Here is a 12,236-nt window from a genome sequence, read left to right on the forward strand (position 1 = left end):
ACTGTTGATTATCATACTCCCGTGAAATGGAAAAGTAAATGAAAATTTTACACAGAAATTTAATATTTTTTGTATGCGGGGGTTTTATTCTTGACGTATATTACATAAGTCATGCAAATACATGGTCCGATGGGGGGAAAGGAGGCAATTAAACGTCCAAAAAGGAAAAAATCAAGGGGTCAATGAACAAAAGATGTCAGAAAAAGAAAAAATGATTGCCACATAAATCGTGCTGGACGAAGTGAAACGATTTGCTCCCAGCTTGAGTCATTTAACTTGCATTGGTTTTCGCTTTCCAATTCCACTTTAATTCCCGTCCAATCGGGGGCATTATCCCACTGATCCACCTTAATTAGTTCCTTCCTTCTTGAATTGGTCTCAAATTGTTTTTTTTAAAGACAAAGTATTTCTGGCCAATATAGTTAAGAATTGTGTAAAAAATTGCTCCTATCAGCACAGCTACATTTTTTTGTATGGGTAAATGAACAAATCCTTCCATTGATTCCGCAATAGCTTGGCCTAAAGAATATGCGGCGGAATAACAAATCAGGATGACGCAAAAGAAACGTGCAACTCCTCTCCGCCATTCTATATCGCTTTTAAAGGTAAAAGTCCTATTCAAAAGAAAACTCGTTACAGCTCCGGTACCATTACCGATAAAGGTGGAGACCCAGTAAGAGAATTCAAGAACATTCATGAGAAAAAGCATGATGGAAAGTCCAAGCGCTGTATTGACTATCCCAACCAATAAAAAGCGGATAAAGGAGTTAGTGTGTTTTAGATAGTTTCTCAATACTGTTCCGTTCATTGTCTAGTTGCTCCCGTTTTTTTAAATCGAGCGGATTAAATAGATCCAGATCAACTATATATTTAGGCCGGCGTTTGGATTCATTATAGATTTTACCGATATATTCCCCAATCAAGCCTACAGCAATCAACTGTAGTCCACCGATCAACCATATGGAGGTGATTAATGATGTCCATCCAGTTTCGGTCTGCCCATAAAACTTTAACCATAAAAAGTAAGACCCAAAAAGTAAGCTAATGAAAAAGGAAAGACATCCTAGCCATAATACAAGCCGAATCGGTGTAACTGAAAAGGAAGTAATGCCATCAAGCGCAAAAGCAACCATCTTCTTGAATGGATATTTCGTTTCCCCAGCCAATCTTTCTTTTCGGTCATAATAAACGGAGTCCGTCTTAAACCCAATGAGCGGTACAATCCCCCGTAAAAAAAGATTCGTTTCATCAAATCGTTCCAACTCCGCAATCGCCCTTTTACTCATTAGCCGGAAATCAGCATGATTATAGACAAGGTTAACCCCCATCTTGTTCATCATTTTATAAAAACCAGTTGCAGATGTTCGTTTGAAAAATGAATCAAGGTCCCTTTTCTGGCGAACACCGTAGACAATTTCACACCCTTCATTGAATTTCCGAATGAATTCAGGGATGACTTGAATATCATCCTGCAAATCTGCATCGATGGAAATCACACAATCGGAGGCTTCTTTGGCTGTAAACAATCCTGCCAGGAGTGCATTTTGATGTCCTGCATTCCGGGAAAGCTTTAACCCACGAACAAATTCATTATGAATCGTTTCCTTATAAATGATCTTCCATGTTTGGTCTTTACTTCCATCATCGATCAATAGAATTTTACTTTGACCAGAAACAACGTTTTCTTCGACCAACCCCCTCACCAATCCACAAAGCTGGGAAATGGTATCCTGCAATACGCTTTCTTCGTTATAACAAGGTACAACAATCGTAAGTATCGGTGAATTCACACTGTTCCCCCCTTTTCACATGACTCTGTATAAATAAATTTTCCATACGCTTCCTTTTTTCGTGAAAATCCTATCCAGTTCCAATCCATTTTCCTTCGCGTTGTTAATTGGTATGGCAGAAAATATATAATTGCCACCTAACCCTTTAAATGCTTCCATATTGAGGTCTAAATTTTTCAGCTCTTTCTTCGAGCTTTTCTTGAACATATAATGCTTCCCAAGCTCATCGGTAAATAGGTAACAACGTCCTCCCCATTCATCAAAGTAGATTCTGATGTTCTTATTCTTAGCCAATTCGTTTTCAATTATTTGACGAAATTGATGTTTGTAAGTGAGCGGATAGAAATTGTTATAGCTATCTAGCGTGTAAAATCCATTAAATTGTGCAATTGCGGGATGCAGCCCAATGCTGGCAACACGATATTCTTCCTGCGGCAGATCAATATGATCTTTTATTTCCCGAAAAAGACTTTCTGAATAGAACTCTTTAAAAGAAGGTTTCTTATTGTGAGTGATTTCTTCATTGAATCCCATTAAGATCATAATTTGAACGGCGATGAATATAGAAAGGGTTTTCTTAGCGTAATCACTGTGTTCCCAAATGATTTTTATCGCGAGGGCAAACCCTATGTAAATGACCATCGGCCTTAAAAAGTGAAATCTGGCAAAATTAAAGGTATCCAGGGTGTGAACTCTTTCCGTTAAAGGAAGCCAGCCTTTATAAAACCAAAATGCGTACCACGCTGAGAGGATAAAATTCAAGCCAAATAAAAAAACATATACCTTTTCCTGTCTCCACAGTTTTTTGGTCAGAATAAGATAAAACGCAAAAATGGTAATCGGCAGGATGATAAGCGCATGTACAGTCATGACATGCGTATGGCCAAGAACGAAATTTTTGAATGTGAGCTTAATGACCCACTCGAGGGGCAGCCTTGCGTGAAAATATTCATCTCTGCTGTTTGGCTCCGAATCAAAAATGAATGAAGCGACCAAACGGTACTCCACCAGTCCGAAAATGACGGTCATATACACGATTGAAAGAAGAAACGTTATATTCCACCCTTTTCTCCTGATTACATCCGTTAGCCAAAGAACCCCCATTGCAACAAGGAAAAAGAAAAAGCCAAGCACGATGCTTGAATAAAGCGGCAAAAGTGTTAGGACCAAATAATTCTTCCAAGAATGATCCTTGCTGCGAATATTCAAAAAAGCCCAAAGTGCAAGCGGCATCCCAAGTGTACTGAGCATTCCCGATGGCCAAAATGGGGTAAGGGCAAAGCCTAAGGATGTTCCAACCCTAATCCAACCTGATCGGCTCCCTGTAACCAAATGTTTTTTTAATAAGATATACATACCAAAGAATGCAATAAACCTTGTTAATGCCTGGCTTATTGCATATGCAACCATTGTCGGAAAAAATGAATGAAGCCACACGATAATACTGAACTCACTGCCAAAAGCATTTCGGGGCAGCCCATTCATAATCTGGGGAATTTGCGCGTCTATTGCACCGAATAACTCACCGCTTTCTGAAAGGACTTTATACCAGGCAAGGTTGGAATCCAAATTATCATGTACGCGAATATGCGCATTTTCCCCCAGGATGAATAAAGGAGAAAGATATAAAACAATGGCGAGTAAGGCAAAAAGGACTTGAACTCTCTCTTGATTTTCAATTGGCAACATATACACCTCTTGACCAAATTCATATATCCATAATATTTGCTTCATAGGGAAATCTATTCTATTTCAGGGATTTATTTTAACCTATTTTGAAATAGGTCAACCAATGACCACATAAAATGAAGGGTGGAACAAAAAGCATATTAAAGAACCATAAAAAGGGGCTGGGCTATGATAAAGAAAGCGGTGATTCCAGCAGCCGGTTTGGGAACGCGATTTTTACCTGCTACGAAAGCTCAACCAAAGGAAATGCTTCCGATCGTCGATAAGCCGACCATTCAATATATTATCGAGGAAGCGGTACAATCAGGGATTACAGATATTATCATCGTTACGGGGAAAAACAAACGTGCCATAGAAGATCATTTCGATAAATCAATTGAATTGGAAATGCTTCTGCAAATGAAAGGCCAAAATGAACTGCTTAAGATCGTGGAGAACATTTCCAACATGGTGGATATCCATTATGTAAGGCAAAAGGAACCTTTAGGTCTGGGGCATGCAGTTTTATGTGCCAAAACTTTTATCGGGGACGAACCTTTTGCCGTCCTATTAGGGGATGATATCGTAGATAGCCAGGTTCCAGCTTTGAAGCAGTTAATGGAACGGTATAACAAGGTTCGTACGAGCATTATCGGATGCAAGGAGGTGTCACCTGCCGATGTCTCCAAGTATGGAATCGTAAATTTCCAAGAACGATATGAGGATTTATTTCTGGTAAAAAACTTGGTGGAAAAGCCAAAAGTGGAGGATGCACCATCCACACAGGCGATTATTGGCCGATATATTTTATCACCTGCAATTTTTGAAATCCTTGAAACCGTTCAGCCCGATAGGAAGGGGGAAATCCAGCTTACCGAAGCTTTAGACCTTTTGTTAGAAAAGGAACCCTTATACTCCTATATCATCGAAGGAAATCGATATGACGTTGGCGATAAATTCGGCTTCCTCCACGCTTCATTAGATTTCGCCTTGAAACGACCTGAACTTCGTGATCGGCTAATAACCTATTTAAGGCAGCTGTTCCCTTAATGAAATGAATATAGCCCCCGCCCAATTACCTAGAGGTGATTGGGCTATTTCCGCATCGGATTCACCCATTTGGTTGTAAAATGATCCACTAATATACCCCCTTACCTACTCTCTGAGCAAAATATAACTGTTTATTATAAACGCTCCCGTGAAATGTAAAAGCAAGTAAAATGTTCGACATAGAATGAATAATTTATTTCCAGTGAGGTTATGTTGATAACGTATCTTTCATTATTGTCCCTAACGACAATATCCAGAAAGGGTTGTTGAAAACATATGCACAAAAAAACTAATAATCCAATAATATCCGATGACTTTTTAGATCAAGTGGTTAAGGAAATCAATGCACAATTTGGCGGGCCCATCACTGAAAAAAATGATCGTTTCCTGCATGGGGACGATGAAGAAAGATCCTGAACCCCACACCATTAATCCAACGCTTTCAAGGAAGACTCTGGCTCTATTCATCCAGGGTTTTTTTTGTTAACTTATGAAACTATAATTTCCCCATAGAATTATCTGTCCTTTCTTTAACAACTTGTCCAAACCGATTTAGCTTATCCTCATAGAATAATTACATGCAATTCTTTTTAAGAAAGGGGAAAAACTGCATTGAGCCAAGCTGATGATGTCTTTCGCACTTCTCCGAAGGTTCCAAAGGGAAGGCTGATTTCCGGACATACAAAGGAGTTTCAAACTGATCCCATTGGCTTTCTGACCCGTTTGACCAAGGAATATGGGGAAGTCGCTAAATTCCGTTTAGGTCCATTCCAAAATGTATACCACATTTTAAATCCTGATTTAATAAAACAAATACTCGTAACAAAACAAAAATCCTTCGTCAAATCCAGGGACTTCAATGTTTTAAAACCGCTTATCGGTGAAGGCCTGCTTACAAGCGAAAAAGACTTTCATATGCGACAGAGAAGGCTTATCCAACCATCCTTTAAAAAGACTCATATTAGCCAATACGCAAAAGATATGATTGATACCACAATGGATTTTATATCAACTTGGCAACATGATGATGAACGGATCATAACGAAGGATATGATGAACATCACTCTCGGGATAATCAGCAAGACCATGTTCAGCATGGAATTCAAGGATGGATATGAAATTGTTGGGAAACCGCTGGAAACTGCATTAAGAATAACAGTCAAAAGGATGAGAAAGATTTTCCGTATGCCATTATGGGTACCGACTGCAATCAACCGTGAATTTAAAAAAGCGATACAAAGGCTTGATCAAGTGATTTACGGCATAATTGAAAAACGAAAGAACGACCCAGTAAAACATCAAGACATGCTTGGGATCCTGATGGACGCCCGTGATGCCGAAGATGGATTGACGATGACAAGCCATCAGGTCCGAGATGAATTAATGACTATTTTTCTTGCTGGTCATGAAACGACAGCAACAGCTCTTTCCTGGGCACTGTATGAAATTTCGAAACATCCAGAAATTCAAGCCAAGCTTTTCAGTGAAGTAAATAGCATCATCGGTAACCGGACACCCAAGCCTGAAGATTTCATGAAATTACATTACACTCAAAATATCATTCATGAAACACTTCGCGTATACCCGCCACTGTATATTTTATCCCGTGATGTGGCGGAGGATGTCGTAATAGGAGGATATCGCTTCAAAAAGGGCGATATGATTTTAATAAGTTCTTATGTGATGCAGCATAATCCAGCGTATTTTGATCAACCTGAAACATTTATTCCTGAGCGATTTGAGAATAACTTTATGAAAAGCCTGCCTACGTTCGCTTACTTTCCATTTGGCGGAGGTCCTCGGGTATGTATTGGCAATCATTTTGCCATGATGGAAGCGGTGATTGTCCTGGCCTGCATTGCCCAACGATATAGGATAAAGCTTGCACCTGACCATCATGAAGTAACCCCTCTTCCTGCTCTTACACTCAGACCAAAGAATGGACTGCGCATGGTGATAGAAGAAAGGGATGCAGAAGCCTTCGAACCTGGAGCATCCAATTTTTGAAGTATTAAGTTATGATCTCATAAACATTCATTTTGGTTCGCTTAATTCCTATTAAAGGCCGGTCTATTCTTTTAGAAAGGAGGAATGAAAAAATGTATATGCTCCATTCACCACGGAAGGGAATCATCCACACCGATTTGCAATATTTAGGGATGGCCTCGCAGGTATATACCGGTTATCTGGAATTCATAAGCGAAATTGAACCGATACAAGAAACTGAAAACCTACAGCCTGCCCCTATCCTCTTTTTATATGAGAACGGATAGCCCCGTTGCTTTTCCTAAATTAAAGATAACCGGCCTTGAAAGTAACGGGTTCTGATTCCTATCCCAAACTATTTATTCGTTCAAAAAAATGAATGTTAAATTGCACCAAGTTTTGCGGTGATTCTAGTTTATTCATTAAAAAGAGCACAGTTCTTTAAACTGTGCTCTTCCTTATATTTATCTTCATTCACTTATTGTACTAAAGCTCACCGTTAGTTATATAAACTTCGAAGGTTTTCGTAAAAAAGTGCAGTTAAAAAAGGAAAGATGAGGAAAATTATTTTTTTTTATAATGAAGCATAGCAAGTTGACCTATTTTTTCCACTTTGGTTAATGTGTATTTTAAAGTAATATCATCTCCCATATAAAGGGAGATTCCTTTCCCTAAAATAATAGGTGCAATGGCTAGTTGGAATTCATCAATTAAATTTTCTTTAAAAAATTCATGGGCTAAGTTTCCTCCACCAATTAACCATATATCTTTACCAGGCTTTTGTTTTATATTTTTAATGAAAGTTTTGACATCTTCATCAATGAATGAAGCATATTCATCTGATCCACTAACAGATTTAGAAAATACATAATTTTCATACTCACTGTAAGGATAAGTTATATCAAATCCACGAATGACATCATAAGTTCCTTTGCCCATAACAACGGTGTCAATTCTCTCCAGAAGTGAATGATAACCGGAATCTCCTTCTACTTCTGTTGATTCTAACCACTCCAATGTACCATCATCATTTGCAATATAGCCATCAATTGAAGTACCAATGTAAAAAATAATGTTACGCTGTTTTTTCATCAACCAACTGATCCTCCTCGGAACTTAAACTTGATCATTCTCCTTATAAACCATCCTGCAATTCCATTGACACTTCCTCTAGGTAAGTACCATTCTTAACAAGATTAATTCTCCACTAAATTTAATTCCTCCTTCTTTTACTAACCTGCGTCGTTAGTCGAAACAGAAAAAGGTATACCATTGATAAAAAAAATGGACTTTTTTAGATTTATATAAATGGCGACTATCAGTCATAAATCATATCTTCCCAAGAATGCACCTTATCGGCAATTCCTAACGCCGAGCAGGTGTTTCTTTTGTTTCACCTGAATTAAATGGTTTGCAGCAGTTATAATATGTACTAAGGATTGCAATAGCCATTTGGGTAGGATCAACACCTAAGTATATATATTATTTTCCACATCATCCGGAAATTACTAATATTCTTATCAATAATGATTGCTGCTTTCAAAACCATATCATCATCGCTGAACATACGCCTCTTTTCCGTTTTTATCATCTGTTTAATTAAAAACAACTGGTCCATTGTCATATAAGCATGGTCAATGTGTGACGCATCCACACACCAAAAAAATCACCTATCAGTTTGCTTTTCGTATGATTCATTATAAGGTCCAAATAATTTCTGATAATAATTACTACACGTTCTTTTCTGATTAGGACTCTATTCCATTCCCCTGCCTAAATTGACATTTTCCCGATTCATGATATATTAATATAGTTACTTTAGTGCGGAAAAGCGTTCAATAACAGAAGAACTTTTCATCTTTATTTATAGACTATTTTATTAAAATAATGAATGAAAGGCATGAATAAAATGGAGAAGACTCATCAAGATTTAAAAAAGGGCCTATTGCCGCGGCATGTCCAGTTCATTGCTTTAGCAGGAATGATAGGAACAGGGATTTTTAAGGGGAGCTCCGATACATTAAATATGGCAGGTCCAAGTGTTGTAATAGCTTATATAATAGGGGGGCTATTGTTATTTATTGTAATGGCCGCATTAGGAGAGATGGCAACCGCTTTTCCTAATCTGAATGTACAACATCTCATTAATAAAGCTTTTGGGTTTCAACTATCCTTCATAGTCGGATGGCTCTATTGGTTTAATTGGATTATCGTAATCATTGTAGAAATAGTCGCTGCCGGCAGTTTTTTACAATATTGGTTTCCTACAGTGCCATTATGGCTGTTAAGCATACTTTGCGCTTCATTAATTATAGGAATTAATTTGTTTCAAGTAAAATACTATGGAGAACTCGAATTTTGGTTCGCAGGAATTAAAATAATAACCTTAATTGCCTTCATTATTTTAGGAGCTTTGATCCTGCTGGGACTTTTCCCTAGTTCGGCTTCATTGTCCAATTACACGGACCATGGTGGGTTTTTCCCCCAAGGAATTGACGGAATGTTAAGTGCACTTTTAGTGGTAATGTTTTCATATGGGGGCGCAGAATTAATTGGTGTAGCCGTCACGGAAACAAAAGATAGTCAGCGGGTCATACCAAAAATAATTAAAGGAACGGTATGGCGGGTGATCCTTTTCTATGTCTTGCCGATACTTATTATTTGTGGGGTAATACCTTGGAACCAGGTAAGCACTGAAGTAAGTCCTTTCGTTCAGGTTTTCAGCTTATCGGGTCTTCCCGGCGCAGCCGATATTATGAATTTCGTTCTATTAACCGCTGTCTTATCAGCTGCAAATTCAGGTATATACGCTACCTCAAGAACATTGTTCACCCTTTCCCAGAATGGGGAAGCGCCTAAGGCATTTTTAAAAACAACCAAAAAGGGTATCCCGCTTAATGGTATATTTTTAACTACATTATGTATATTGGCTGGTGTGTTTTTATCCTATTTAACACCCGACCTGATATTAAGCTACCTTATGGCCATTCCTGGATTCACAGTTTTATTATTATGGATCAGCATTTGTTCCGCGCAATTGAAGCTGCGTAATCAATACAGTGGTAAACCAGGTTTCCGGGTAAAATGGCACCCATATACAACCATATTAGCCATCACTGCTTTAAGCATTATCTTTATGGCATTTATCTTTAATAAGCAAAACATCATTGGGACCACAGTTTGTCTTGTCACGTTAGCAATATTCATCCTTCTCTCTTTTATTGTCAAACAAAAAAAGAGAAATATTATATAAAGATCCTGAATTTTAATAGCGTATTTATGACTGTAGGCATATTCGATGAAAGTCGAGTTTGCCTACAGTCTTTTTAGTGCTGGAACAATAACCCCTGCCGAATAACTGCTGGCCGATACTCCAAAGGCGCTTGCGCCGAGGAGCTTGGCAGACTGTCGGCGGAAAGGGAGCGGATTTTTGAAATCAACTGAAATTTTTTCTGAAGAATAAAAGGAAAACAAATCGGGATTTAAAATTCTCCGTATACCCCATTTTCAACATACATATGTTAAAATAACCAATGAACCAATCATCCTACAAATTTGAGGTGTGTTTATTGACCATATCTAAAACAAATCGCTTATCACTTGTAGAGCAAGTCGTTAACCAAATCGAATCGTTAATCGAATCAGGTGAATGGAAAATTGGAAGTCAAATCCCCCCTGAAATGGATTTGATCCAACAATTCGATGTAAGCAGAAATACATTAAGAGAAGCTGTACGGTCACTTGTTTATGCAGGTCTTTTAGTAACGAAACAAGGAAAAGGAACTTTCGTAAGGTCCTCAAGTGCATTGGGGGCTGCATTTGAAAGAAGGATCCAGCAGTCAAGTATATTAGAAACGTTAGAGGTCCGTCATGCCCTTGAAAGAGAGGGAGCCCAGTTAGCGGCATTAAGACGTAATCAAGTAGATATAGAACGATTGCGGTTTTATATATCAGCATGCAGTAAAGCTGCCGGGGAAAAGGATATCAAGGCTTACGAAGAAGCCGATATACAATTACATAAATCGATTATGGCTTCATCACATAATGATTTATTGATTGATTTGTACGAACATATGGAACACTCCCTGCATGAATCCATCCATCAGATAGTGGAGATGAGTTCTGATGTGAACTTTCATTTGAACATTCATTGCAATCTTGTAGATGCCATCATCGAACAAAATCCGGACCGGGCAATCGAAACGGTGAATGAATACATTGCACAATTCAAAAAATCTATAGAGTAAGTAAGGAGGAGATTATGGGCATTAATCAAGCGGCAAATCAACTTGAGCAAACAAAAATGGATATTAAACCAAAGGTTGGACTACTCATCATCGGAATCATTCTTCTTGGGGCAAACCTGAGGGCTCCCTTAACATCTGTTGGCCCCCTTGTCACTTCGATCCGTGATAACCTGGGGATATCCAATACATTATCAGGTTCATTAACGACATTGCCTTTGCTTTCTTTCGCTTTATTATCACCATTTGCACCTAGGATTGCACGGCGTTTTGGAATGGAGCTTACACTTCTCCTTTCCTTGATATTATTAACAATCGGGATTGGGGTACGCTCAGTTGGCGGAGTGCCGACATTGTTCATAGGGACCATTTTAATCGGGTTGGCCATTGCAATCGGCAATGTATTGTTACCAAGTCTGATTAAGCATAATTTTGCCAGGAATATCGGTTTGATGACAGGAACCTATGCTGTTTCCATGAATTTGTGTGGCGCAATAGGTTCCGGAATCAGCATTCCCCTTGCTTCTTCATCAGGATTGGGATGGGCTGGTGCCCTTGGATGTTGGGGAATCTTATCACTTATTACAGTTTTCTTATGGATGCCGCAATTAAGACGGCCATTCAAGTCAGGTATGGATGTACAAAAAGAACAAAAGGATAAAAAGATTAACTTATGGCGTTCCGGTTTAGCCTGGCAGGTGACATTCTTCATGGGATTGCAATCGTTTATTTTCTATACAGTAATTACCTGGATGCCGGAAATCCTGGAGCAAAAAGGCCTGAACGCTGATGAGGCTGGCTGGATGCTATCCATCATGCAGCTTGCCGTCATTCCCATAACATTCCTTGTGCCAATTTTAGCTGGTCGCCTACAAAGTCAGCGTCTGTTAGTGATCCCGCCTGTCGTCTTCCTTATCGCAGGGATATTTGGCATATTATATGGCAGCACTCTGTTCATACCAGTATGCATGATGTTGATCGGAATTGGAGTCGGAACCATATTCAGTTTATCCATGATGTTCTTTAGTCTTCGAACACAAAGCACCCATGAAGCGACCGAACTATCAGGAATGGCTCAATCATTCGGGTACCTCTTAGCAGCCATTGGACCAGTATTATTCGGCTTGCTTCATGACATTACACACAGCTGGACAGTTCCCTTATTGATGTTGGCCGCAATATCTGCACTTATTTTCATTGTTGGAATGCGTGCAGGAAATGATGAATATGTGACTGTTTCTGAGAAGATATAAAAAGTCTAACGGCTATGGCCCCGGTATCGTACCGGGGTCATTTTCTTAGCAGCCACTGATGGGCAGTACGACAGTTTTTGAACTGCCAACCCCCTAAGTTACTCCTTACCGAAAAGTTACCCTCCCCTTCACCGGCATCCTTTGTTCATCCTAAATTACCATTGTGGGTGAACTAAATAAATATGAAGGAAATAACGCAATCCCGTTTCGATCCGACTATAGCAGCCTGTTTCCCTCCATTTGAA

General features: G+C 38.9%; 11 protein-coding genes. 7 read left to right on the forward strand and 4 right to left on the reverse strand.

From position 1 onward, the window contains the following. Positions 1–352 precede the first annotated feature (352 nt). From ACQKNS_RS08220 to ACQKNS_RS08230, 3 genes are read right to left on the reverse strand one after another with little or no spacing between them, the layout of a single operon-like run. A complete protein-coding gene (locus ACQKNS_RS08220; protein WP_427641975.1) occupies positions 353–808 on the reverse strand; it encodes a GtrA family protein in 456 nt (151 codons plus the stop codon). Next, positions 768–1,790: a glycosyltransferase family 2 protein gene (locus tag ACQKNS_RS08225; RefSeq protein WP_427641976.1), complete on the reverse strand. Its 1,023-nt coding sequence runs from the start codon at positions 1,788–1,790 to the stop codon at positions 768–770. The genes ACQKNS_RS08220 and ACQKNS_RS08225 overlap by 41 nt, the downstream gene beginning before the upstream one ends. Positions 1,791–1,805: 15 nt before the next feature. Next, positions 1,806–3,479 (reverse strand): DUF6044 family protein, encoded by a 1,674-nt coding sequence (locus ACQKNS_RS08230; protein WP_427641977.1) that lies wholly within the window; start codon positions 3,477–3,479, stop codon positions 1,806–1,808. 168 nt (positions 3,480–3,647) lie between these two features. Here ACQKNS_RS08230 and galU point away from each other — a divergent pair, with 168 nt between their 5' ends. From galU to ACQKNS_RS08250, 4 genes are all read left to right on the forward strand, one after another. Then, positions 3,648–4,508 carry a UTP--glucose-1-phosphate uridylyltransferase GalU gene (galU, locus tag ACQKNS_RS08235; protein ID WP_427641978.1) on the forward strand — a complete coding sequence of 287 codons (861 nt, stop codon included), beginning with the start codon at positions 3,648–3,650 and terminating at the stop codon, positions 4,506–4,508. 276 nt (positions 4,509–4,784) lie between these two features. Continuing rightward, entirely contained in the window at positions 4,785–4,925 is a 141-nt protein-coding gene (locus ACQKNS_RS08240) for a bacitracin ABC transporter ATP-binding protein (RefSeq protein WP_427641979.1), read from the forward strand. Between the two features lie 195 nt (positions 4,926–5,120). Then, positions 5,121–6,515 (forward strand): cytochrome P450, encoded by a 1,395-nt coding sequence (locus tag ACQKNS_RS08245; protein ID WP_427641980.1) that lies wholly within the window; start codon positions 5,121–5,123, stop codon positions 6,513–6,515. Between the two features lie 92 nt (positions 6,516–6,607). After that, the gene (locus ACQKNS_RS08250) at positions 6,608–6,781 is read left to right on the forward strand and encodes a hypothetical protein (RefSeq protein ID WP_427641981.1); all 174 of its coding nucleotides are present in this window, start codon (positions 6,608–6,610) and stop codon (positions 6,779–6,781) included. A gap of 277 nt (positions 6,782–7,058) precedes the next feature. Here ACQKNS_RS08250 and ACQKNS_RS08255 read toward each other — a convergent pair whose 3' ends face one another. Then, a complete protein-coding gene (locus ACQKNS_RS08255; RefSeq protein WP_427642175.1) occupies positions 7,059–7,586 on the reverse strand; it encodes a dihydrofolate reductase family protein in 528 nt (175 codons plus the stop codon). Between the two features lie 817 nt (positions 7,587–8,403). Between ACQKNS_RS08255 and ACQKNS_RS08260 the strand changes: the two genes are divergently transcribed. The 3 genes from ACQKNS_RS08260 (at position 8,404) to ACQKNS_RS08270 (ending at position 11,991) form a co-directional block, all read left to right on the forward strand. Beyond that, positions 8,404–9,747: an amino acid permease gene (locus ACQKNS_RS08260; protein WP_427641982.1), complete on the forward strand. Its 1,344-nt coding sequence runs from the start codon at positions 8,404–8,406 to the stop codon at positions 9,745–9,747. Positions 9,748–10,063: 316 nt separating this feature from the next. Then, entirely contained in the window at positions 10,064–10,741 is a 678-nt protein-coding gene (locus ACQKNS_RS08265) for a FadR/GntR family transcriptional regulator (RefSeq protein ID WP_427641983.1), read from the forward strand. Positions 10,742–10,755: 14 nt separating this feature from the next. Continuing rightward, positions 10,756–11,991: a CynX/NimT family MFS transporter gene (locus ACQKNS_RS08270; protein ID WP_427641984.1), complete on the forward strand. Its 1,236-nt coding sequence runs from the start codon at positions 10,756–10,758 to the stop codon at positions 11,989–11,991. Positions 11,992–12,236: the final 245 nt, after the last annotated feature.

The organism is Peribacillus sp. NPDC094092 (genome assembly GCF_050279365.1).
GTDB lineage: Bacteria > Bacillota > Bacilli > Bacillales > DSM-1321 > Peribacillus.